Raw genomic sequence first — 22460 nt, 5'->3', positions numbered from 1 at the left:
ATGAATACCAGCGCGATTATCGCCATCAGTGTCTTAAGCATCATTGCTCTGGGGCTCAGCCTCTCCTGGCTGCTAGGCAAACAACACAGCCAACAGCAATATGCTGGGCTAAATACTTTAAAACAACTCAAAAATCTGCTCGTTGCTTTACAAAAGCACCGTGGATTGAGCTCTGCGATCTTAAAAGGGAATACTCAAGCAGAAGCTGAGCTTGCCACACAACAACAGCAAATTCGCCGCTATCAAAGCACCCTCTGCGAAGATCAGTTCATCGCCGAGCAAGCTCGTTGGGACAGCTTTAGTCAACACTGGCAAAGCCTGCAACACAGTTGGCAGAATAACAATTTAGAAAATAATATCGCTCAACATAGCCTAATGATTAAAAACCTACTGTTTTTAGCCCAAGATTTAGCTGGTTTTTACAGCTTGGCCAACCTCAGTAAGCAGCATAAAAATATCGATTTTCTCTGGTTTGAACTATTAGAAACCGCTGAATCTATCGGCCAAGCAAGAGCGCTTGGCTCAGGCTTGGCCGCTGCCAATCAAAGCAGCAGCGTCGAGCGGATCCGCTTAGCATTTTTACACAACAAGATTGCCCAAATAGATGCACATTCTCTCAATCACTTTGCCGATAGTTTCATTCCACAGGATCCCAGTTATCAACCTTTACTAGAAAAACTGCTTCAGACCATTCAGCTAGAACTCATTAACAAACCTCGACCAACCATCAATGTTGCCGATTATTTTCAGCAGGCTAGCGCCGTATTAGATGGGCTATACCAGCTATTTGATGCAGGAATAGCCCATTTGGAAGCAAACCAGACGACGAAACATTAAGCCGATAACTGGCTGCGTAACTGCCATAAGCCTTGCCCACTATTTTGATATTTGCGCTCGAAAGCGGTCATCGGTGTTTCGGTTTGATAAGGGAGAATTTGACTACTGTAACCCGCTAATTGTAAGGCCATTTGAAATTCATCTAAATAGGTCTGCCAATTACTACGCAGCTCTAACTGCCCGCCAAGTTTTAGGAGGTAGGGGAACACCGCGCTCCCATGCCAGCGCCGCTGCAGATGCCGCGACTTTGGCCAAGGATTGGGATATAACAAATAGTGATGGCTTGGCTGCCAGCCAGCTTCACAAGCCAAACGCCAAAAATCGTTTAAATCGACTTGTAGCAAAATATAATTTTGCCCGGCTTGGTCAAAATGCGCTTGGTGCTTGGTTAAGCGGTGAGCCGACTTATCTAAGCCAACAACCAAGGCCTCTGGATGAAGTTGAGCAAGCGCAGCCGTACTCAGTCCGGTACCGCAACAAGAATCCAATATCAGTGGGCGGTCTGCAGTAGCAAGCTGCTTTTCTAAATTCAAGAACGCTTCTAAGGTGTGCTGTTGATAAGGCTTTTGGAAGGGCTGCTGTAAGTGGCGTCGCACCACTTTTTGCAAATTCTCGTGAATACCTTGTTGATTAGAGCTAACACTGCGAGAATTCCCCTCCATTATGACCTCAAACCATAACCACGTTTAATTAAAATAAATGCCCATGTATACAAGATAGCAATCGACGCTAATATCATCGTATACGATAGCACTAGCGAAACATCACTAATACCCAGAAAACCGAAACGGAAAGCATTCACCATATAAACAATAGGGTTCACTTGTGATAAGCCCTGCCAAAAGCTTGGCAACAAACTAATTGAATAAAAGACGCCACCTAAGTAAGTCAGTGGCGTCAAAATAAAGGTAGGAATAATACTGATATCATCGAAGCTATTGGCATAGATGGCATTAATCAACCCCCCTAAAGAAAACAAAATGGAAGTGAGTAGTACTGTGAAAATAATGGCCGCTACACTATGCAGGTGCAAAGGTACAAAAAACAGCGAGACCATGGTCACAAGGAAGCCGACACATAAACCTCGCACCACGCCACCGCCCACAAAACCTAAAATAATAATATAATTTGGTACTGGCGCGACCAATAACTCCTCAATATTACGTTGAAACTTACAGCTAAAAAATGACGACGCCACATTGGAATAGGAATTGGTAATCACCGACATCATGATCAAACCTGGCACGATGAACTGCATATAACTATAGCCGCCCATTTCACCGATTCTCGAACCAATCAAGTTACCAAAAATAACAAAATATAAACTCATGGTGATCGCTGGAGGTACTAGAGTTTGCACCCAAATTCGACCAAAACGAATGACCTCTTTGGTTAAAATACTACTCAGCGCAGTCCAATATAAGCTTAAATTCATGCTTGTCTCCCATCAGCGACTAAGTTGACAAACAATTCTTCCAAACGGTTCGCCTTATTGCGCATACTTTTCACCACAATGCCTGCTTCATCAAGCAAACGGAACACTGCATTCAGGCCCTGTTGTTTTTCAACATCCACTTCTAACGTATGAGCATCGGTTACTCGAGTGGCGAAACCATTTAATGCCACCGTTTCGATCCCATCTTCAATATCAAAAATAAAAGTTTCGATGTTTAAATTAGACAACAATTGCTTCATCGAAGTGTTTTCAACCAACTGCCCCTTATCGATGATACCAATGTTACGGCAGAGCATTTCCGCCTCTTCCAAATAGTGAGTCGTAAGAATGATCGTAATGCCTTGAGCATTGAGTCGCTGAAGAAAAGCCCACATCGAACGTCTTAACTCAATATCAACCCCAGCGGTCGGCTCATCTAAAATAAGAAGTTTAGGCTCATGCATCAATGCCCGTGCGATCATCAAGCGTCGCTTCATCCCGCCAGAGAGTTCGCGAGCACGTGCATCGCGTTTTTCCCACAAATCCAGTTGAGAAAGATAAGTTTGCGCACGCTTCATCGCCAGTGCTCGGGGAACCCCATAATAACCAGCTTGATTGACCACAATCTGTAGTACTGTTTCAAACTGATTGAAATTAAATTCTTGTGGTACTAGTCCAACAAAAGATTTAGCCGCTTCTAAGTCGTGATCGATATCGTGACCAAAAATTTTCACGCTACCGGCTGATTTATTCACCAATGAAGTAATGATGCCAATCGTGGTCGACTTCCCCGCTCCGTTAGGTCCCAAAAGTGCAAAAAAATCTCCCTGCTCTACCGATAAATCAAACCCTTTTACCGCCTGAACACCACCGGGGTACGTTTTTTGTAAACCTTGAATTGCTAATGCCTGCATAATCACTACTTAAATGAAGATAAAAGATGGGCCCCTAGGCCCGAAGATAGTTGGCTTAATCTAGCGGAATAACTTTGCCTACATAAGGTAAATTGCGATAGTACTGGTCAAAATCAAGTCCATAACCAATAACAAATTCATCGGGAATAGAAAAACCAATCCAATCAACAGGCACTTCAACTTCTCGACGTGAAGGCTTATCCAATAATGTACAAATAGCCACACTGTTTGGTTCACGCAAGGACAGCATCTCTTTAACCTTGTTCAGAGTGTTGCCCGTATCAATAATGTCTTCGACAATGATCACATCACAGCCTTTAATGTCATCATCTAAATCTTTCAATACTCGAACATCACGAGTACTAACCATGCTACTACCGTAACTCGATACAGTCATAAAATCGAAGGTTAGCTTGCGATCAATCTTACGAGCCAGATCAGAAAGAAAAATACATGAGCCGCGTAACAACCCAATAAGTACTAATTTTCGGTCAGTGGGGTAAGCGGCATTTATCTGCTCTCCAATAGCCGTTACTCGTTGTGCAATATCTTGCTCACTGATCATTTCTTCTACGCGATGTTTCATAACTCTGACCTATTAATAAACTGATTTCCATCAGTAAAAACTTGGATAAACCGGACCTAAAAAATACATAAACACACGATATTTCAATGAATTAACAAAAAAATCATTAGTTACTTATGTCAGTAACTATTAATTAGCTTGTAAATACACTATGATTTAGCTGAAGGTATTCGCATGTTCGTGTATGTTTCAGCACTGAACGCCATATTTTAGATGATTTTTGTCTGAAATGGTAAGCAACAAATGCCTCATAAAAAATAATAATTGAAACAACAAACGCGAGAACTAAAATATGCAAACTAGCACCTTAAGACGCCGTACTCGGCTGTCGCCTGAAGTACGTCGTAAACAGCTCATGCAATGCGCTGTTGAAATTTTCGCCCGCCGTGGTATCGGTCGCGCAGGTCATGCGGAAATCGCAGAACTTGCAAATGTATCGGTCGCAACGGTTTTTAATTACTTTAATACCCGCGAAGACTTAGTTGATGCCGTTTTATCGGAAGTAGAGCAAACCATGTTAGGCGTAGTTGAACAAACTTATCCTAGCGATGAAAATGCCATTACTGCCGTTCAGCACCATCTATCAGCACTTGTTGAATTGGTTTACACCAACTCGGATGTCATTCACATTTGGTTAGAGTGGAGTTCTTCGGTACGCGAAGATGTTTGGCCACGCTTCAGTAATGTAATGGCTAAAATCAATCAACAAATTGGTGAAAGTATTCAAGCTGGTTTCGACAACAATGAAATTAGCAGTGCCTTGAATGCCTTACAAGCGGCTCAAACGATTAATGCAGGTTTGTACCTAGCGGTACAAATGATTAATCGTCCAGACAGCCCAGAGCGCCAAGAAGTGGTCGACTTTCTTAACGACTTTGTATTGTCGTTATTACGCCCACCGGGTCAGTAACTAAAAACGATCAAGGGCCTCATCAGGCCCTTTTTTATTGGCTTAATAGCGCTTTTAATTTGCCATGGATCCCTTCGAAACCACCATTACTCATGACTAGTATTTGATCGCCACCACACATCACCGACTTCACTTGTTCGACTATCTGCTCAACAGTTTGAAACACTTTTGCTTGTGCTAACTGTGCTGCCGTATCACATATATATTGATTATCCTCGTTCGGTTGATAGAGGTAGACCAAGTCAGCCAGCTGTAAACTCTCGGCTAACTTTTGCTGATGGATCCCCATCTTCATGGTATTAGAGCGCGCTTCTAGGATTGCAATAATCCTTGCCTTGCCCACTTGCGCTCTTAATCCTGCAAGGGTGCTCTGAATCGCACTGGGGTGATGGGCAAAATCGTCGAATAGGCGAATATCATCCAACTTAGCAAGTAACTCTAATCGACGTTTCGGAGGCAGAAAACGCTGCAAGCTTTCAATCGCAAGCGCTGGCAATACCCCGACATGCCTTGCTGCGGCTATCGCCATTAAGGCATTTTCGGCATTGTGCTGCCCAATCAGCGACCAACTTAGGCATCCTTGTTGTTGTCCATCAAGACTAATGGTTAACTCACTACAATCATCTTTAAGCGCCTGCCACTGCCAATTTTGGCCCTCACCAGTGAGCTCCAGTTCCGACCAACATCCCATGGCAATCACGTCTTGTATCGCTTGATTCATCTTTGGCGCAATGATCCGGCCTGAGCATGGGACAATTCTCAACAAATGATGAAACTGTTTTTGTATTGCGGCTAAATCTTCAAAAATATCTGCATGATCAAATTCAAGGTTATTGAGTAACAATGTTCGAGGTTGGTAATGAACAAACTTAGAACGCTTATCAAAAAAGGCGCTATCATATTCATCCGCTTCAACCACAAAAAAAGGAGTATTTCCCAAACGAGCTGAACCGGAAAAGTTGCGAGGCACCCCCCCAATTAAATAACCAGGCGCCAGACCATTATCCTCGAGGATCCAAGCAAGCATACTGGCAGTCGTTGTTTTACCATGAGTCCCAGCCACCGCCAATACCCATCGATTAGGCAGGATGTGATTGTTTAACCACTCTGGGCCAGAACAATACTTTAAGCCTTTGTCCAGCACATACTCGACACAAGGATTACCGCGACTCATCGCATTACCAATCACCACCAGATCGGGTGCGGGTTCAAGCTGCGAAGGATCATAACCTTGAATCAGCTCAATCCCTAAAGACTCCAATTGAGTGCTCATCGGTGGATAAACGTTCAAATCACTACCAGTGACTCGCATGCCAGACTCTCGGGCTAACATGGCTAAGCCGCCCATAAAAGTTCCACAAATACCTAGAATATGAATGTGCATAAATGTTCGTTGTTCTAAAGCAAAAATCTAAGCCTTAGAATAACATCGAAATGCCCACAACTTTACGCTATTGTTGTTTTTCCTCTCTCGAATGGGGCTTAGGTACTTCAATGAACAACTGCTGTTGCCGATATCGGTAGGGCCGATACCAAATTAAACCACATTGATAATCACCATTCTCGCCAACCACACAACCAATAGGTAACTCTCGGAGCCACTGTAAATGAGCCTCTGCGCGAAGCTGTTCTTGCCAGCGTTGCTGCTCGAGCAATTCCTTTTTTAATTCGAAAACATCAATTTTATTTGGATCTGAGCTTTTTTGTACAATAATCTGCCCCGCCTGCGCTGCACTTAAGCTGAAGAACAGAGCCCAAAAAAAGTAAATAGATCGACGTATCATCAGTATTTCATCTACAATAATTATCTTTTGAAAGTTTAGGCGATAGCCCATGATTAAGCACTCAACTATCTTATCTTTTGCTCTACTTTTAATGGCTTGTAGTCAAACATCAGCGCCGTTATTAAACGCTGATAACATCTGCCAAAGCCCCCGACCTGAACTCTGTAGTATGCAATATGATCCGGTATGTGCAGAAGTGGCAGGGAAGCTAAAAGAGTATGGAAATGCCTGCTCTGCTTGTGGCGATGTCGAAGTTAATTCCTATCAACAAGGCGCCTGCCCCGAGTAACAAAGCACTCACAAAACTTAGTAATTTAACCAAATACTGCTATTAACTTAAGTATACGCTCACTATATCGGGAGCTATTGATGCTTAGTTTAATGGCTTTATGGCGATTTATTTTAATGCCCGTATTACTGTTTAGTCCCCTTGCATCGGCCGCTGACTTAACGCTTAAGCCGCTAGATGAGCAAGCCTTTAACGGCGAGTGGCAATGGTCAAATCCCCAAGGTCAGCTACGACAAATGCGCCTGCATTTCTCTCAAGAACTCTTAAAACAATCGGCAATAGAACAATTTAGGATCAGTTATAGTCTGACTTATCCAACCAAAGCGATTAGTGCTTACTTAAACCCTCGCCTAGAGCACGCTTTAGTCATGATCAATCAATATGCTGAGCAGCCAACGGCGGCACCAAAAGATATTCTTAAAATATTAGCCAGTAATCCTGATACCCCTTCTTCCGAGATGCTTTGGGAAGCCTATCAACAATATACTCAAGACGCATTTCGCCACTTAGGTCTATTACCTTGTCGACATCCGCGAGGCACTCAATACCCTTGTGTTCGGCCCAATTATTCGCAGCTGTTCTACCAAAATCGGAATCGAATGCTGCCATTAATAAAAAACTTTCAGCCCTTGAAAGATCTCAACCAAACGCTAGCGGAGGCACAAGCATGGCTACTCACCATTCCAGTAAAACGAGAAATCAGTGACAGTTTTTCTCCACCGCTCCATGTACTCAAGGATAATCTGGCGGATAGCGATGAACGCGCCTTATTACTGGCGTTGATGCTCAGTGAATTAGCCCCAGACTATTCACTGTATATGGTTTATCCTGCACATAGCGTTGGTAGCGCCTCACCCGCTTGGCTAACTATAGACGCCAATAGTGGTATCGAAGGCCCAACGATTACTCTTGGACAGCATACCCTGGTGTTAATCTCTGGATCTTCAGAGCTGATAAACGAGATGCAGCTCGCAGATGTAGAACTGATTAGTGATGCCCTCTATTAACATCTGTTGCTTTTTTGTTATAAATGTTTATAACAGGTCTGACCTGCCTTAACTGTCAATAAAAAGGAACGGCACGTGAAATATCTAATATTGTTCTTCAGCCTACTACCAACTTGGGTGATGGCACTCAACCTCAGTCTGGGAGAGTCTCTGCCCAACATTTCTATAGACAAGGTGGGCGAGTTACAATTAGTTGACGAACAGATAAGCTATAGTCCATGGAATACCAAACAACTGGCAGGTAAAGTCCGCTTGGTACAGGCAATGGCTGGACGCAGCAGCGCTAAAGAGATTAATGCAGCCATGATTGAGGCGATTAAAAATGCTAACTTTGCGGCTCAAACATATCAAACAACCACTATTGTGAACCTTGATGACGCTATTTTCGGTACTTCAATGTTTGTTCAAAGCAAGCTGAAAAGCAATAAGAAAAAATTTCCACATGCTAGTTTTGTATTAGATAAAGATGGGCAACTATTTGATTTACTAGATATAAAACCTAAATCTTCAGCGATTATTTTACTCGATACGCAAGGTAAAATATTATTTGCCAAAGATGGGGCATTGAACAAACAAGAAATTAAGCAAGTGATTAAACTCATCTACTCGCATATTTAATCGTCACTCTGGCGTAAGCAGCATTACGCCTATTCAAACATCATCATCAGAACCAATAAACTAAGCACATAAGCACTCATTAACAAAGTTAAGAGTTTGTGTCGTTTCGCCCATACGGTAAGGTTTTTTAACACAATTACCCCCACACGGTTTTTAGTTAACCTAAATTTAACACCTTTAACAACAAAAGCAAACTTGCTTTATGCGCAAATCCTCAGTAAAACAGCTAAAGCGAGGGAGAGTTCAATGTCAGACAAGCCGATCATCGAAAATAAAACCAGCCAAGTAGAAAACACCAGCTTACGCCTGGTAAAAATAGCCAAACAACGCGGTTTAGATGCCTTGCTAAGAAAGCAGCAACCCAATTCAACTTGGTCGCAAAGAGCTCAGGCTCGCTCAATTGTTGAGCAAGCGGTTGAACAAAAAAACTTAGAGAACATATTTTTCCTTGCAGCACAAAAAACTAGCGAACAAGACCTTGGCAGTGAACCTGATGCCGATTGGATGAGCGAGTTTTTAAAGCTTGCCAGTAATACCCAAGTAAAATCGATGCAGTTATTGTGGGCCGATATTTTAAGCCAAGAATTAAGCACCCCCGGCAGCTTTTCGGTCAAGGCACTAAGGACTTTGAAGTTAATGACGCAAAGAGAAGCTTTATGGTTTCATACGGCTTGTGAGCTCAGTTCAACGGTCGGGGGGGAAAGCAATCACAAGATCATCACCGGAGCCGTCAGGCCAGCGAGTAACTTAGGCTTGGTAAGAGCTAGGTTGGAAAAAATAAGCTTAGGCCAGCACCGGATGCCTTATCACTATATTTTACAGCTCACCGAATTAGGTCTGCTGTTCGATCGAGAATTAGAAATTCGCCCTTCTATTCAACACAATACCGCACTAACCCACGGGACAACCCAATATCAACTACGTTCTCGCTATAAAGGAGTAAAATTGACTTATCATCGTTTTACACCGATTGGTGACGAGTTGGCGAAACTGATTGAAAAACAGCCACAGCCATCTTATCAGGAACAACTGAGCGTATTATTACAAAACTACTTCGAATTAGTTTGAGCGGAGCAACGTTTAGACTTGGGTACTCCCTGAATTAGCAGCAAAATATCGCAATCCCAAAGACTTACCTCAGCGAATGTTATAAGCGATAAACTGCGCAGAATACATCAACAGGCATTTCTATGACTTTAAGTACCACACAAAAAGATAAGCGATAGCAGTAAATTCCCCTTTCAAGCAGGCCATAAAAGCACCAACAAAACAAGTCTGAACTTATCAGACCTACCAGCAGAATGGTTTAATAACCACCCCACCAGCATTTGAATTGTTTGGAGCTCATATGAGCTACATATTCATTAAATACCACTTCCCGCAACTTCTTCGTGGATCCCACATTCACGTTTCAAACCGTAAAAACGGGTGTCTTCCTCACTCATACCCGCCTGTAAGGGTTGTGACGTTTGCACATCCCCTACCGAAACATAACCCTGCTCCCAGAGCGGATGATAGGGTAAGGAATGCTCTTGCAAATAGTAATGCACGTCCTTATTGCTCCAATCAATAATTGGCAACAATTTGAAACTCCCATTTTGGATCTGCAGCACAGGCAGCTCTGAACGGCTCGATGATTGGCTACGACGTAAACCCGAGAACCAAGTTTGAACATTTAGTTCTTGAAAAGCCCGCTGCATCGGCTCGACCTTGTTAAGCGTATTGTACTGCTTCAAGCCCTCGACCCCCTGCTCCCAAAGCTTACCGAAGCGCGCCTCTTGCCAAGCATTAGACTGCTGAGCTCGATACACTTTTAAATTTAGGTTCAAACGGGCCGTCAGTTCATCGATAAAACGATAGGTTTCAGGAAATAAGTAGCCCGTATCAGTCAAAATCACTGGCATATCTGGCTTTACTTGAGTCAACATATGCAAGCTCACAGCCGCTTGAATACCAAAGCTCGAAGTAAGCACCGCCTGTTGTGGTAAGTGCTCTAAAGCCCACTCAATACGCTGCTGTGCAGTTTTAGCCTCTAAGGTCTGATTGACCGAGGCTAACTCTGCTTTTCTTAACTCATGCGGCAGCTTAACTAGCTGCTGCAAATCTAAGTTAGGCATGAAAATCCCTAGCGCTTACTTTAACTTCAGCGACGATACCAACACGAATAACAAAGTCACCAAAAGCTTCTTCAGATTCACGTTCTACCGACCAGCGAGCAATTAAACCGTCAAGTTCCGACAGAATTTGTTGTTCATCGATGCCCTCTAAATAGAGCTTAGGAATACGTGTTCCACTTTGGTTACCACCTAAATATAAATTGTACTTACCAGGCCCTTTACCCACTAAACCAACTTCAGCCAACATGGCACGGCCACAGCCATTGGGGCAGCCAGTGACCCGCAAAATAATATGTTGCTCGGCCATGTTATGTTTATTTAATAGGCTTTCTACATCATCAACCAAGCTCGGCAAATAACGTTCTGCCTCGGCCATCGCTAATGGACAGGTAGGAAAAGCCACACAAGCCATGGAATTGAAGCGCTGCTGACTATGGCTATCGTTCATTAAACCATGTTCACGCGCTAAGGCTTCAATCTGAGCCTTCTGCGCAGCAGGGACCCCTGCTACCACCAAATTTTGGTTGGCGGTCATGCGAAAATCACCTTGATGAATTTCGGCAATCTTAGCCAAGCCGGTTTTTAGGGGTTTGCCCGGATAATCAAGCAAGCGGCCATTCTCAATAAACAAGGTTAAGTGGTGCTTACCATCAATCCCTTCGACCCAACCGATGCGATCGCCACGCGATGTGAACTCATAAGGACGGCTCGCTTCAAACTGAATCCCCGCTCGTTTTTCAACTTCCGTTTTAAAAGTATCGATCCCCACCCGATCGAGGGTGTACTTGGTCTTGGCATTCTTACGATTCACTCGGTTCCCCCAATCACGTTGCGTGGTGACCACTGCAGCGGCAACATCGAGAGTTTTAGCTAAGGGAATAAAACCAAAGTCATCAGCTCGACGTGGATAGGTCGACTTATCACCATGAGTCATAGCCAAGCCCCCACCGACGAGAACATTGAAGCCAATCAACTGCCCTTGTTCGGCAATGGCCACGAAGTTAAGATCGTTGGCATGCACGTCAATGTCGTTATGCGGTGGGATCACCACTGTGGTTTTAAACTTACGCGGCAAATAATTTGAGCCGAGGATAGGCTCTTCGTCACCACCTTCTATTTTTTCACCGTCGAGCCAAATTTCAGCATAAGCTCGTGTCTTCGGCAGTAAGTGTTCACTAATCTTAGTGGCCCACAGGTAAGCCTGCTGATGCAATTCTGATTCAACCGGATTACTGGTACACAAGACGTTGCGGTTAACGTCGCCAGCGGTGGCAATCGAATCAATACCAATACTATCCAAAGTTTGATGCATCAACTTAATATTTGGTTTTAACACACCGTGAAACTGGAAAGTTTGACGGGTGGTTAAACGAATGCTGCCATACATAGTTTTTTCGCTGGCAAATTTGTCGATGGCCAACCATTGCTTGGGCTGAATAATCCCGCCCGGCATCCGCGCCCGCAACATCACGTTATGTAGCGGCTCTAATTTTTGCTTGGTTCGTTCCGCTCGAATATCCCGATCATCTTGCTGATACATGCCATGAAAACGAATTAGCTGAAAGTTATCGGCGCTAAAACCACCGCTGATCCGATCCTGCAGATCGGCTTCAATGGTGCCACGCAGGAAGTTACTTTCTCGTTTCAGGCGCTCGTTATCCGACAATTTGCCTTCAACAATTAAATTATCACTCATTAGTAAACATCCTTCTGATAACGCTTGGCACTACGTAACTGTTTTAAATACTCTTCCGCTTGCTCAGGGCTTTTCGCTCCCTGCTCAGCAATAATCTCGATCAGCGCTTGGTGCACATCTTTCGCCATTCGATTGGCATCCCCGCACACGTAGAAGTGAGCCCCGGATTCCAACCATTGATAAACTTCAGCGGCATTCTCTTTGAGGCGATCTTGCACATAGATTTTTTCCGCTTGATCGCGCGAGAAGGCCACATCCAACTTGGTGAGCAAACCGGATTTAAGATAGCCCTGCCACTCGGTTTGGTACAAAAAGTCCTGAGTAAAGGTTTGGTCGCCAAAAAACAACCAGTTTTTACCTTCAGCATCACTGGCATCACGCTGCTGTAAGAAGGCCCTGAATGGCGCGATGCCGGTTCCCGGACCAACCATAATCACTGGCGTATCGGGCTGGCTGGGTAAACGGAAGTTATCATTATGCTCCACAAAAACTTTGACCGCAGCGCCCTCTTCAGCGCGCGCAAAAAATCCTGAAGCACCGCCAAAACGTTGCTGCTCACCCTGTTGGTAATTCACGACTCCCACGGTGAGATGGACTTCTTCCTCAACTTCCGCTTGGCTGGAAGCAATCGAATATAAGCGAGGGGTTAAATGACGCAATCCATCCACCAACTGCTGCGCAGTCACGTTAGCTTTTTTCTCAAGTAATACGTCGATTACCTGATGACTCGCAGCATACTCCCGCAGTTTGTTTTTATCGGCCACCAGTGCCTGTAATTTTTTGCTCTGCGACCAACTCGCCCAGGCTTCGACAAAGGCACCGCTGGTTTGAGTGATTTCTAACTTGCTAGTGAGGGCCTTTGCCAGACCAAGCGGCTGCCCATCGATCGTGACCTCCTCATCGGCACTCAAAGCTAAGCGCGTGAGAATTTGCTCCACCAACTGAGGGTCATTTTCAAACCATACTCCAAGGGCATCACCGGCCTGATATTGTAAGCCTGATTCTGCGAGATCAATTTCGACATGGCGAACATCTTTAGCCGAATCACGACCGGTAATTTTTTGGCTAACCAACAGCTCGGCTGTATAGGGGGTTTTCTTATTATATTGACGACTGCTTGGCGTACTAGCTGCCAAATTTGCTGTCGCGCTACTGGGCGCGCTTTGCAAGGTTTGCTGTACTTGCGCTAACGCTTGCTCCGTCCAAGCTTGTGCGTCTTTATCGTAGTCAACATCACAGTCGACTCGCTCACAAAGACGTTCAGCGCCTAAGGCGGCTAAGCGTTCATCAAAATCCTTACCGGTTTGGCAGAAAAACTCGTAGCTTGAATCACCTAAGGCCAATACACCGTATTTCAACTGCGCTAACTTAGGCGCTTTCTTTGAAACCAAAAACTCATGGAATTCAATCGCGTCATCGGGTGGCTCGCCTTCCCCGTTAGTGCTACTCACCAGCAACAAATGGCTTTCGGTCTTCAAACTCTTGGTTTTATAGTCGGCAACATTGACTAACTCTGCATTGATGCCCTTGGCCTGCGCCGCGCTCAACAATTCTTCCGCAACGCCCTTAGCATTCCCCGTTTGAGAGGCATAAAGAATGGTTAACTTAGCCGCTGCGTGCGCTACCGCTTGGGGTACCAATTGTCCAGAATTCTGACCAATTCCCGCTAAATACCCACTGACCCAAGCTAACTGAGTAGCCGATAGTTCAGCCGTTGCTTGTTGTAACAAACTCACCTGTTGTTCAGACAGTGGGCTGGCCAATGACGAAAGTTCCTTTAACAGCATTTTTTCACACCCTAAATCACAATTGCTGCTAGTTTAACCACGCCAGAGTCCAGACAATAAAGAATAAAAAGGGATTCTTTATAACTTTAGGAAATATAAGATCACCGCACCGTGAAGCATGTCCACTATGTGACTAAGCAACCAGCATTGCTTACAAAAAATCAATAAACTAGCAACATTGAAACATTGACAGGGCTTGCGATGGAACAACAGCTGAGCAACAACATGACCAACAGCCAAAAACTACTATTAATTCTCGCTTGGCTGATACTAATGCTCATCACTGGCACCGCGGCGCAATATCAAGATCAGCAGCAACGACAAGCCCAACTCTCAGAAGAGAGTTATCGTCTGCAGCTGAGTATTCAGCATGAACTGGATCGCTTTCGCAATTTTCCAAAAGTACTGGCAGTACAACAGCCGCTGTTCGCGACCTTAAATGACCAAGACAATGACGCCCAGCGCCATGCATTAAATCTGTATTTACAAAAAATTAATCAACTGCAAGGCAGCGATGTCACTTATTTACTCAACGCTTACGGCACTGCCATTGCGTCCAGTAATTGGCAAAGCAGTCGAACCTTCATCGATAGTAATTACAGTTATCGCCCTTATTTTCAAACGGCCATGCAAGGAAAAAATGCACAATACTTCGCCTTGGGTTCTCGTTCAGGATTACGCGGTTATTACTTTTCTGCGCCAGTACTCCAGCAGCAACGAGTGATTGGAGTATTGGTGGTCAAAGTTGCCTTAAATGTGATCGATAAGAGTTGGCGAGACCCTCGCTTTGAATATTTGCTTACCGATAAACACGGCGTGGTATTTTACGCATCACAGTCACATTGGCTATATAAAAGCATTAAACCTTTATCTGAAATACAACGCCAACAGTTAATCAACTCAAAGCAATATGGTGAACATTTACTGCTTAACATGGCCCAAAAAAAGCGTGACAATGAAATAACCTTACCGAATTTCCGAGACCAAAGCCAAGACTACATCTACACCCGCCGGATCTTAGCGAACACCGGCTGGCGCCTCTATGCCCTATCGCCAGACCAAGGCTATATGCAAGCGATTGCTAAGGCTATGTTGCTCAGTTCGCTGTGTTATTTAGGCTTAGTTTTATTGTATTTCTACTGGCGACAATTACAGTCAGCGCGCCAATTACAAGACCAAATCAACCAACAACTAGAGAGTCGCGTAGCGCAACGCACCGCCCAACTCACCATCAGCAACCAACAGTTACAACAAGCGCTGAATGATTACCAACGAACCGCTAGCACCTTGAAGAAGACCGAGGATGAACTCGTGCAAGCAGCCAAATTAGCCACCCTAGGAGAGTTATCCGCAGGGATCAACCATGAACTGAATCAACCCTTGACTGCATTGCAAAACTACGCCGAAAACGCACTACGCTTTCAGCAAAAGCAACAATATCAGCAAGTCACTCATAACTTGCAAGACATTCTTAAACTCTGCTTGAAGATGAGCAAGATGATCGCCAAGTTTAAAATTTTCTCTCGCAAATCTAGCGGCCAAATCGCTTGTGTTTCGAGTTCAAGTTCAATCAACGCGGCGCTCGCGATCTTAGCCAATAGAATTGTGAAACATGAGATAAAAATCGAATTCTCCGGCTTAGAGGAGCAATGGGTTAAGGCCGACGCCATTCAACTGGAACAAGTGCTGATTAACTTGATTAACAATGCCATCGACGCCTTAGAGCAACAAGCCGATGCTCGCCTTGGGATCCGCCAATACCAACACGACGATTGGCAGTGCATTGCCATCTGGGATAATGGGCCGCAGCTCAGTGAAGAACAGTTGCAACGTATCTTTGAACCCTTCTTTACCACCAAGAAACAAGGTTTAGGTTTAGGCATGGCGATTTCTAAACGACTGGTGGAAACCTTCGATGGTGAGTTAGTGGTTGGTAATCATGGCGACATTGGCCCCGAATTTGAAATCCGACTCCGCTCAGCGAGTCCCCCTGTCCAAGCTATCAATAGTTAAGAGGTAACAGTGCAAACACCGGTAATCATCATCGACGACGACCCAGATATTCTACGCTCTTTGGCGCAGACCTTAGCGCTGGAGGAGATCCACTGTGAAACCTTTAGCAGTGCCGAGCAAGCGCTCAGCCAACTCAAACAGGATTGGCCCGGCGTGATTATCTCAGATATCAACATGCCGGGGATCAGCGGCTTAGAAATGATGCAACAGGCACAGCAGATCGATCCCGATCTGCCGATTATTCTACTCACTGGCCATGGTGATATTTCGATGGCAATTAAAGCCATCCGTGATGGTGCCTACGATTTTCTTGAGAAGCCTTTTTCCACCAGCCACCTACTCGAAGTTCTACAACGCGCCCAAGAGAAAAGGCAACTCACCCTAGAAAATCGAGAGCTAAAAGCGGAGCTAGACGCCCAAAGTGGCCCTGGACCACGACTACTTGGCAGTACCCCAGCAATTATGCGACTGCGCAAAATTTTAAGCCATGTTAAGGATACCCCGGCAGATGTGTTGATCAATGGGGAGACAGGAACCGGCAAAGAGCTGGTCGCTCGTTTTCTGCATGATCACAGTGTACGCGCCAACCATCCTTTTGTTGCCATCAACTGCGGTGCGGTGCCGGAAAACATGATAGAAAGTGAATTATTTGGCCACGAAGCAGGCGCGTTTACCGGCGCCCAGAAAAAACGCATCGGTAAAATTGCCTACGCCAATCATGGCACGCTATTTCTCGATGAAATCGAAAGTATGCCGATGGCTTTACAAATAAAATTACTCAGAGTTTTAGAAGAACGTAGTGTTGAACCTTTGGGCAGTAATCAAGCAGTACAACTTGATCTGCGGGTGATTGCCGCCACCAAAAGCGATTTGAAAGCACTCGGTGAACAAGGTGAATTTCGCAGTGACCTCTATTATCGACTCAACGTCGTCGAAGTGCATATTCCCCCGCTACGCGAACGTAGCGAAGACATCGCCCTACTGTTAGAGAATTTTTTACGGGTGGCTTCCGCTCGCTATCAACTCAGCAGCCCCAAGGTGAGTCCGCAGCGCCTCGCCGAACTCATGGCACAAGAATGGCCCGGCAACGTTAGAGAGCTACGTAATTTGGCCGAACGCTGGGTATTAATGGGCGAAGACGTTGCCTTTAATACCCAGTCTCAACAACGGTCTTTAAACCTAGCGGAGCAACTATACCGATTCGAGAGAACCCTCTTACAAGATGCCCTACATCGCCATCAAGGCCATTTAAAGGCGGTTCAAGAAGAGTTACAGATCGGCCGTAAAACCCTTTACGAAAAAATGAAAAAATACCAATTAGAAAAGGATGATTATAAACACGTCAATTTAGATTAAGGGGGGAAATCCCCCCATTTCATCATCAGCAAAGGGGGGGATCCCCCCCGTTCATAACCCATCCCTTTTCTTCACCGCTCATGAAAAAACCAATAAGCCATTGTAAACAAATAGTTAAATAATGTAGTTCATTGTTGGCTTAAAGCTTGCTGTTAGCTATCGCGTAATCCCTACATAAGCCATTACAAGGAAGAATAATATGAAACGATTGGCAAGCACACTCACCGCCCTAAGCTTGGCGTTTGCATCAGCAATCCATGCCGCCCCGATTGAACTTAAGTTTTCTCATGTGGTTGCAGAAAACACTCCCAAAGGGCAAATGGCACTTAAATTTAAACAACTCGCTGAACAACGTTTACCCGGTAAAGTAGAAGTAAAAGTCTACCCCAACTCGCAACTTTATGGGGACGGTAAGGAGCTAGAAGCGCTGCTTTTAGGTGACATCGAATTCATTGCGCCTTCGCTATCTAAATTCAAAAAATACACGAAGAAGTTGCAAGTATTTGATCTTCCTTTCTTATTCAAAGATATGGCTGCGGTTGAGCGATTTCAAGCCAGTGATGCTGGCCAAGAGCTATTAGGTTCTCTCGAAAGCAAGGGCCTAGTCGGTCTAGGCTATCTACATAACGGTATGAAACAATTATCGGCCAATGAACCACTGTATACACCAGCGGATGTCAAAGGTAAGAAGTTTCGCATCATGTCTTCAGACGTATTAGCCGCACAGTTTGAAGCTGTGGACGCGGTTCCCTTGAAAAAACCCTTCTCGGAAGTATTTACCCTGTTGCAAACTCGCGCCATCGATGGCCAAGAAAACACCTGGTCCAATATTTATTCGAAGAAATTTTTTGAAGTACAAAACAGCATTACTGAATCCAACCATGGCGTATTGGATTACCTCATCGTCACCTCCGCCGATTTCTGGTACGGGCTGCCCGATGATATCCGTACTGAATTAAAAGCGGCCTTAAACGAAGCTGTCGCCATGGGAAACCAGATTGCTGCCGACAAAGCCGAACAGGATAAAGCCCATATTATCGCTTCAAAACGCTCACAAGTTATCTCTCTCACTCCTCAGCAGCGCCAACAATGGGTCGAGGCAATGAAGCCAGTATGGCGACAATTTGAAACTGAAATCGGTAAAAATATTATCGAAGCAGCGGCGGCTGCCAACCAATAAACGCTGACTTGCGCAGAGGCCCCTCACTCTGCGCAAGTCCCCAAGCGGTTTTGCTCATAAGGACATAGCATGAAATTTGTAACTTGGTTCCGGCGTTTCGAAGAAAACTTCATCGCCCTACTGTTGGTCTCCATGACGCTACTGGTATTTATCGAAGTGATCATGCGCTTTGTATTTAACTCTGGGATCCACTGGGTACAAGAGGTCACTCTCTATTGCTCCGCTTGGCTGGTCCTACTCGGTGCTAGCTGGGGAGTCAGAGAAGGCGCCCATATTGGGGTCGATGCCTTTGTCAGGATTCTTCCGCCCACCCAACGTAAACTACTCACGCTATTGGCCTTAGCTCTATGTTTATTCTATTGCAGCCTATTTATGTATGGCTCTTGGGTATACCTAAGCAAACTGCAGCGGATCGGCATTGAAATGGAAGATTTACCGATTGAAAAATGGAAAACCATGAGTGTGTTATTCATCGGTTTTGTGTTGTTAGTGGTTCGATTTTTAGAGGTAGGTTGGAAGGTCATCACCAATCAACAGGATGGTTTCCACCTCGCAGACGAAGCCAAAGACAGCATGCACTTAGCTGACGAAATAGAAAAACAATAAGCATTACCGGCAAAGGATCTGACCATGACCACCTTCACTCTTTTTATCTTACTGTTTATTTGCATGATCATTGGTATGCCCATCGCGGTCGCCTTAGGTTTTGCCAGTATGACCACCATTTTACTGTTTTCCAATGACTCCTTGGCATCAGTCGCTCTAAAGCTATTTGAAGCAACCTCGGAGCACTATACGCTGCTTGCGATCCCCTTCTTCATTTTGTCATCGGCATTTCTCTCAACTGGGGGAGTGGCGCGACGGCTGATTAACTTTGCGATGGACAGTGTCGGCCATATTCGTGGTGGACTGGCCATGGCTTCGGTGTTGGCCTGTATGTTATTTGCCGCGGTATCGGGCTCCAGTCCCGCCACCGTGGCAGCGATTGGCTCCATCGTGATTGCTGGCATGGTACGCTCTGGCTATCCTGAGTCCCTCGCGGCAGGTGTTATCGCTAATGCCGGTACCTTGGGTATTTTAATCCCCCCCTCGATTGTCATGCTGGTCTATGCTGCCGCCACCGAGGTCTCGGCGTCACGCATGTTTATGGCTGGCTTCATCCCTGGGCTCATGATGGGCAGTATCTTAATGCTCGCCATATACGTAGTTGCAAGGATCAAAAATCTTCCGGCGCAGCCCTATCCCGGCTGTCGCCAATGGGGGATATCGGCGCTCAAAGCCACTGGCGGTTTAATGCTGATAGTCATCGTGCTGGGGTCCATTTATGGCGGTATCGCCAGCCCCACCGAAGCGGCATCGGTCGCGGCAGTCTACGCCTTCTTAGTCTCGGTTTATGGCTATCGTGATATTGGGCCGCTCAAAGGTCAGGCCTGGCGAAACCAAGGGGAGAGCCTGTCTAAAGCGATCGCTCGCAATGTTTGGTTATTGCCAATCAGCATCTTCAAATCGGTGAACAATCAAGAGGTTCGCCACGTGCTCAAGGACGCAGCTAAAGTAAGCATCATGTTGTTATTCATCATTGCCAATGCGATGTTGTTTGCGCATGTGCTTACTACCGAGCGCATTCCGCATATGATCGCCGAATCGATCGTCGCTTATGGCTTACAACCCTGGGCATTTTTAGTGGTAGTGAACATTCTGTTACTGATCGCTGGCAACTTTATGGAACCTTCGGCCATCTTGCTAATTATGGCTCCGATCTTGTTCCCAATCGCCACTCAACTGGGGATCGACCCAATCCATCTGGGCATCATTATGGTGGTCAATATGGAAATCGGCATGCTCACGCCACCGGTAGGACTCAATCTGTTTGTCACTGCTGGAATTACCGGTAAAAGCATGGGCTGGGTGATTAAGGCCTGTCTGCCTTGGTTAAGCTTACTGCTGCTATTTTTAATGCTGATTACCTACATCCCACAGATATCGCTGTTTTTACCCGAATACTTCGATCGCATCAATGGCTATTAATCAAACAGGCCTGCAAATGCAGGCCCTATTATTACTCAGTGATTATTCCATGCGCCGCTGTCGCCGGCGTAAGGCATCGTTAAAGCGACGTTTAGCCACTTCAGTGCGTGGTTCGAGTGGCGGAACGTTAATCGAATGGCCTTTATCATCGACAGCCACCATGGTGAAGAAGCACGAATGAGTATGCCGCACGGTTTGTTCTTTCAGATTTTTGGCTATCACCTTAATCCCGATCTCCATCGAGGTTCGGCCGGTATAGTTAACAGAGGCTAAAAAAGTGACAAACTCGCCAATCTCTACCGGATTCTTAAATAACACCTGGTCCACCGACAAGGTCACTGCGTAATGCCCGCAATACTGGATCGCGGTGGTATAAGCCACTTCATCCAACTTTTTTAACATTGACCCGCCATGCATCTTTCCTGAAAAGTTAGCCATCTCAGGGGTCACCAAAATATTCATCTCTGTTTGTGAATTATCCATCATATTCCTCATCTCTTTCTGCCAAACCCTTTCGTCGGCGGTAGGGAATTACGGGCAAAATAATTCACCCGAGTTAATCTGTTTTTAAACCGTGTTTTTCAAATAAAGAATATAAGGTAGGTCGTGTCACGCCTAATAAACTAGCAGTATTTGAGACATTGCCATCACTTAAGGCCAAAGCCTTATTAATCGCCAATTTCTCTGCTGCTTCTCGAACATGGCGTAGGTTTAAAGCCAGCTTCATCTCCTCTTCATCACCCACCGATAAGGCCAAATCCTCAGCAGTAATTTGCTTGTTATCAGCCATGATCACTGCTGATTTAATTTTATTTTGCAACTCACGAATATTGCCGGGCCAGCGATGATGACTGAGAGCGGCGATGGCATCGTCACTAAAATTATTAATGTTTCGCTGCATCTGCTTGTTGTAGTTTTGCAAGAAAGCGCGCGCCAGCAGAATCACATCTTCACCGCGTTCCCGCAAAGGTGGAATATTAATGGTTATTTCGCTGATCCGATAAAACAAATCTTCACGAAACTCTTTTTGTTCTACCATTTGCGATAAGTTTTGGTGAGTCGCGCAAACGATTTTCACATCCACAGGAATTTCTTTACGCCCACCAACACGCTCAACCACTTTCTCTTGCAAAAAACGTAATATTTTCGCTTGTAGTGGATAAGGCATATCACCAATCTCGTCAAGGAATAAGGTGCCACCATTGGCACATTCAATCTTCCCTTCAGTGGTTTTATGAGCTCCAGTAAAGGCACCTTTCTCAAAACCAAATAGCTCACTTTCCAACAAGTTTTCAGGGATCGAGGCACAGTTTATCGCAATAAAGGGCTTCTCTTTACGGGGGCTTTGCTGATGAATCGCCCTAGCCAAGACCTCTTTACCAGTGCCGCTCTCCCCTAATAGCAGCGTGGTGACTTCCGTTGGCGCAATCCGTTCCACCATCCGACACACTTTTTGCACTTGAGGGGAATTACCTAAGAAGCCATTACTATCCAGCGATGCGCCTCGCAAGGTTTCATTTTCAAGCTCAATGTTTGCCACCCACAGGGCTCGGGCAATAATCACCGACAGCGTGTCATCGTCAATCGGTTTATGATAAAAATCATGAGCCCCCATCGCGATTGCCTTTAAGGCATTGTCTTTATCTTCATTCCCTGTAATCACAATAACCTTAAGCTTAGGATTAAGCTCCAGCATTTCTTTCAAGGTTGCTAAACCTTCACTGGCATTGGCTTCATCCGGTGGTAAACCTAAATCTAACGTGACCACTTTAGGCTCATAGCGCCTAAGTGCGGTAATGGCCTGATGACGATCACCAGCTATCACCACTTGATAATCACTAAAGCTCCACTTCAATTGCTTCTGAATACCAGGGTCATCTTCTACGACTAATAGCGTTTCCAT

At 45.2% G+C, this 22460-nt stretch carries 22 protein-coding genes; 11 read left to right on the top strand and 11 right to left on the bottom strand.

The window, feature by feature from the left end; translation table 11 throughout:
• Nucleotides 1-837 (top strand): nitrate- and nitrite sensing domain-containing protein, encoded by an 837-nt coding sequence (locus ACRRS0_RS03605; protein ID WP_432454585.1) that lies wholly within the window; start codon nucleotides 1-3, stop codon nucleotides 835-837.
• Here the strand turns inward: ACRRS0_RS03605 and trmB are convergent.
• From trmB to hpt, 4 genes are read right to left on the bottom strand one after another with little or no spacing between them, the layout of a single operon-like run.
• On the bottom strand, nucleotides 834-1502 hold the full coding sequence (gene trmB, locus ACRRS0_RS03600; protein WP_432456104.1) for a tRNA (guanine(46)-N(7))-methyltransferase TrmB: 669 nt from the start codon (nucleotides 1500-1502) through the stop codon (nucleotides 834-836). The genes ACRRS0_RS03605 and trmB overlap by 4 nt on opposite strands.
• Nucleotides 1499-2272 (bottom strand): ABC transporter permease, encoded by a 774-nt coding sequence (locus ACRRS0_RS03595; RefSeq protein WP_432454586.1) that lies wholly within the window; start codon nucleotides 2270-2272, stop codon nucleotides 1499-1501. The genes trmB and ACRRS0_RS03595 overlap by 4 nt, the downstream gene beginning before the upstream one ends.
• Complete coding sequence (locus tag ACRRS0_RS03590) at nucleotides 2269-3186, bottom strand: ABC transporter ATP-binding protein (RefSeq protein ID WP_432454587.1); 918 nt, start codon at nucleotides 3184-3186, stop codon at nucleotides 2269-2271. The genes ACRRS0_RS03595 and ACRRS0_RS03590 overlap by 4 nt, the downstream gene beginning before the upstream one ends.
• 55 nt (nucleotides 3187-3241) lie before the next feature.
• The gene (hpt, locus tag ACRRS0_RS03585; protein WP_432454588.1) at nucleotides 3242-3772 is read right to left on the bottom strand and encodes a hypoxanthine phosphoribosyltransferase; all 531 of its coding nucleotides are present in this window, start codon (nucleotides 3770-3772) and stop codon (nucleotides 3242-3244) included.
• 292 nt (nucleotides 3773-4064) lie between these two features.
• Between hpt and ACRRS0_RS03580 the strand changes: the two genes are divergently transcribed.
• On the top strand, nucleotides 4065-4682 hold the full coding sequence (locus tag ACRRS0_RS03580) for a TetR/AcrR family transcriptional regulator (RefSeq protein ID WP_432454589.1): 618 nt from the start codon (nucleotides 4065-4067) through the stop codon (nucleotides 4680-4682).
• Between the two features lie 34 nt (nucleotides 4683-4716).
• Here ACRRS0_RS03580 and mpl read toward each other — a convergent pair whose 3' ends face one another.
• Nucleotides 4717-6066, bottom strand: coding sequence for a UDP-N-acetylmuramate:L-alanyl-gamma-D-glutamyl-meso-diaminopimelate ligase (mpl, locus tag ACRRS0_RS03575; RefSeq protein WP_432454590.1), 1350 nt, complete (start codon nucleotides 6064-6066; stop codon nucleotides 4717-4719).
• A gap of 67 nt (nucleotides 6067-6133) precedes the next feature.
• Entirely contained in the window at nucleotides 6134-6466 is a 333-nt protein-coding gene (locus ACRRS0_RS03570; RefSeq protein ID WP_432454591.1) for a hypothetical protein, read from the bottom strand.
• A 49-nt stretch (nucleotides 6467-6515) separates the two neighbouring features.
• Here ACRRS0_RS03570 and ACRRS0_RS03565 point away from each other — a divergent pair, with 49 nt between their 5' ends.
• The 4 genes from ACRRS0_RS03565 (at nucleotide 6516) to ACRRS0_RS03550 (ending at nucleotide 9448) form a co-directional block, all read left to right on the top strand.
• Entirely contained in the window at nucleotides 6516-6755 is a 240-nt protein-coding gene (locus tag ACRRS0_RS03565; protein ID WP_432454592.1) for a hypothetical protein, read from the top strand.
• A gap of 80 nt (nucleotides 6756-6835) precedes the next feature.
• The gene (locus tag ACRRS0_RS03560) at nucleotides 6836-7762 is read left to right on the top strand and encodes a hypothetical protein (protein WP_432454593.1); all 927 of its coding nucleotides are present in this window, start codon (nucleotides 6836-6838) and stop codon (nucleotides 7760-7762) included.
• A 75-nt stretch (nucleotides 7763-7837) separates the two neighbouring features.
• Entirely contained in the window at nucleotides 7838-8380 is a 543-nt protein-coding gene (locus tag ACRRS0_RS03555) for a YtfJ family protein (RefSeq protein WP_432454594.1), read from the top strand.
• A gap of 246 nt (nucleotides 8381-8626) precedes the next feature.
• Nucleotides 8627-9448 (top strand): TIGR03899 family protein, encoded by an 822-nt coding sequence (locus tag ACRRS0_RS03550; protein WP_432454595.1) that lies wholly within the window; start codon nucleotides 8627-8629, stop codon nucleotides 9446-9448.
• Between the two features lie 296 nt (nucleotides 9449-9744).
• Here the strand turns inward: ACRRS0_RS03550 and ACRRS0_RS03545 are convergent, their stop codons facing one another.
• Genes ACRRS0_RS03545 through ACRRS0_RS03535 form a run of 3 tightly spaced genes read right to left on the bottom strand, consistent with a single transcriptional unit; the run spans nucleotide 9745 to nucleotide 13980 of the window.
• Entirely contained in the window at nucleotides 9745-10497 is a 753-nt protein-coding gene (locus ACRRS0_RS03545) for a phosphoadenylyl-sulfate reductase (protein ID WP_432454596.1), read from the bottom strand.
• A complete protein-coding gene (gene cysI, locus ACRRS0_RS03540; protein WP_432454597.1) occupies nucleotides 10490-12193 on the bottom strand; it encodes an assimilatory sulfite reductase (NADPH) hemoprotein subunit in 1704 nt (567 codons plus the stop codon). Before cysI ends, ACRRS0_RS03545 begins: the two co-directional genes overlap by 8 nt.
• Nucleotides 12193-13980, bottom strand: a complete 1788-nt coding sequence (locus ACRRS0_RS03535) for an assimilatory sulfite reductase (NADPH) flavoprotein subunit (protein ID WP_432454598.1) — start codon at nucleotides 13978-13980, stop codon at nucleotides 12193-12195. Before ACRRS0_RS03535 ends, cysI begins: the two co-directional genes overlap by 1 nt.
• Before the next feature lie 201 nt (nucleotides 13981-14181).
• Between ACRRS0_RS03535 and ACRRS0_RS03530 the strand changes: the two genes are divergently transcribed.
• The 5 genes from ACRRS0_RS03530 to ACRRS0_RS03510 all read left to right on the top strand — a co-directional run bounded on the left by ACRRS0_RS03530 (nucleotide 14182) and on the right by ACRRS0_RS03510 (nucleotide 20557).
• A complete protein-coding gene (locus tag ACRRS0_RS03530; protein ID WP_432454599.1) occupies nucleotides 14182-15993 on the top strand; it encodes a sensor histidine kinase in 1812 nt (603 codons plus the stop codon).
• Nucleotides 15994-16002: 9 nt separating this feature from the next.
• The gene (locus tag ACRRS0_RS03525; protein WP_432454600.1) at nucleotides 16003-17349 is read left to right on the top strand and encodes a sigma-54-dependent transcriptional regulator; all 1347 of its coding nucleotides are present in this window, start codon (nucleotides 16003-16005) and stop codon (nucleotides 17347-17349) included.
• A gap of 199 nt (nucleotides 17350-17548) precedes the next feature.
• A complete protein-coding gene (locus ACRRS0_RS03520; protein ID WP_432454601.1) occupies nucleotides 17549-18529 on the top strand; it encodes a TRAP transporter substrate-binding protein in 981 nt (326 codons plus the stop codon).
• A gap of 69 nt (nucleotides 18530-18598) precedes the next feature.
• Entirely contained in the window at nucleotides 18599-19135 is a 537-nt protein-coding gene (locus ACRRS0_RS03515) for a TRAP transporter small permease (RefSeq protein ID WP_432454602.1), read from the top strand.
• 24 nt (nucleotides 19136-19159) lie between these two features.
• A complete protein-coding gene (locus tag ACRRS0_RS03510) occupies nucleotides 19160-20557 on the top strand; it encodes a TRAP transporter large permease (protein ID WP_432454603.1) in 1398 nt (465 codons plus the stop codon).
• Nucleotides 20558-20599: 42 nt separating this feature from the next.
• On the opposite strand, the gene ACRRS0_RS03505 is transcribed toward ACRRS0_RS03510, so the two are convergent.
• Both ACRRS0_RS03505 and prsR read right to left on the bottom strand, forming a co-directional pair.
• Nucleotides 20600-21043, bottom strand: coding sequence for an acyl-CoA thioesterase (locus ACRRS0_RS03505; RefSeq protein WP_432454604.1), 444 nt, complete (start codon nucleotides 21041-21043; stop codon nucleotides 20600-20602).
• A 70-nt stretch (nucleotides 21044-21113) separates the two neighbouring features.
• Nucleotides 21114-22460, bottom strand: coding sequence for a PEP-CTERM-box response regulator transcription factor (gene prsR / locus ACRRS0_RS03500; protein ID WP_432454605.1), 1347 nt, complete (start codon nucleotides 22458-22460; stop codon nucleotides 21114-21116).

This window comes from Agarivorans sp. QJM3NY_29 (assembly GCF_050870835.2).
GTDB lineage: Bacteria > Pseudomonadota > Gammaproteobacteria > Enterobacterales > Celerinatantimonadaceae > Agarivorans.
Note: the sequence above shows the minus strand (reverse complement) of the source record. Positions and strands in the feature narration are given on the sequence as shown.

Excerpts from the sequence above, each read along its gene's own strand:
- ACRRS0_RS03605 (WP_432454585.1), top strand. The coding sequence starts at position 1 with ATGAATACCAGCGCGATTATCGCCATCAGTGTCTTAAGCATCATTGCT.
- ACRRS0_RS03595 (WP_432454586.1), bottom strand. The coding sequence starts at position 2,272 with ATGAATTTAAGCTTATATTGGACTGCGCTGAGTAGTATTTTAACCAAA.
- ACRRS0_RS03590 (WP_432454587.1), bottom strand. The coding sequence starts at position 3,186 with ATGCAGGCATTAGCAATTCAAGGTTTACAAAAAACGTACCCCGGTGGT.
- hpt (WP_432454588.1), bottom strand. The coding sequence starts at position 3,772 with ATGAAACATCGCGTAGAAGAAATGATCAGTGAGCAAGATATTGCACAA.
- ACRRS0_RS03580 (WP_432454589.1), top strand. The coding sequence starts at position 4,065 with ATGCAAACTAGCACCTTAAGACGCCGTACTCGGCTGTCGCCTGAAGTA.
- mpl (WP_432454590.1), bottom strand. The coding sequence starts at position 6,066 with ATGCACATTCATATTCTAGGTATTTGTGGAACTTTTATGGGCGGCTTA.
- ACRRS0_RS03570 (WP_432454591.1), bottom strand. The coding sequence starts at position 6,466 with ATGATACGTCGATCTATTTACTTTTTTTGGGCTCTGTTCTTCAGCTTA.
- ACRRS0_RS03565 (WP_432454592.1), top strand. The coding sequence starts at position 6,516 with ATGATTAAGCACTCAACTATCTTATCTTTTGCTCTACTTTTAATGGCT.
- ACRRS0_RS03560 (WP_432454593.1), top strand. The coding sequence starts at position 6,836 with ATGCTTAGTTTAATGGCTTTATGGCGATTTATTTTAATGCCCGTATTA.
- ACRRS0_RS03550 (WP_432454595.1), top strand. The coding sequence starts at position 8,627 with ATGTCAGACAAGCCGATCATCGAAAATAAAACCAGCCAAGTAGAAAAC.
- ACRRS0_RS03545 (WP_432454596.1), bottom strand. The coding sequence starts at position 10,497 with ATGCCTAACTTAGATTTGCAGCAGCTAGTTAAGCTGCCGCATGAGTTA.
- cysI (WP_432454597.1), bottom strand. The coding sequence starts at position 12,193 with ATGAGTGATAATTTAATTGTTGAAGGCAAATTGTCGGATAACGAGCGC.
- ACRRS0_RS03535 (WP_432454598.1), bottom strand. The coding sequence starts at position 13,980 with ATGCTGTTAAAGGAACTTTCGTCATTGGCCAGCCCACTGTCTGAACAA.
- ACRRS0_RS03530 (WP_432454599.1), top strand. The coding sequence starts at position 14,182 with ATGGAACAACAGCTGAGCAACAACATGACCAACAGCCAAAAACTACTA.
- ACRRS0_RS03520 (WP_432454601.1), top strand. The coding sequence starts at position 17,549 with ATGAAACGATTGGCAAGCACACTCACCGCCCTAAGCTTGGCGTTTGCA.
- ACRRS0_RS03515 (WP_432454602.1), top strand. The coding sequence starts at position 18,599 with ATGAAATTTGTAACTTGGTTCCGGCGTTTCGAAGAAAACTTCATCGCC.
- ACRRS0_RS03510 (WP_432454603.1), top strand. The coding sequence starts at position 19,160 with ATGACCACCTTCACTCTTTTTATCTTACTGTTTATTTGCATGATCATT.
- ACRRS0_RS03505 (WP_432454604.1), bottom strand. The coding sequence starts at position 21,043 with ATGATGGATAATTCACAAACAGAGATGAATATTTTGGTGACCCCTGAG.
- prsR (WP_432454605.1), bottom strand. The coding sequence starts at position 22,460 with ATGGAAACGCTATTAGTCGTAGAAGATGACCCTGGTATTCAGAAGCAA.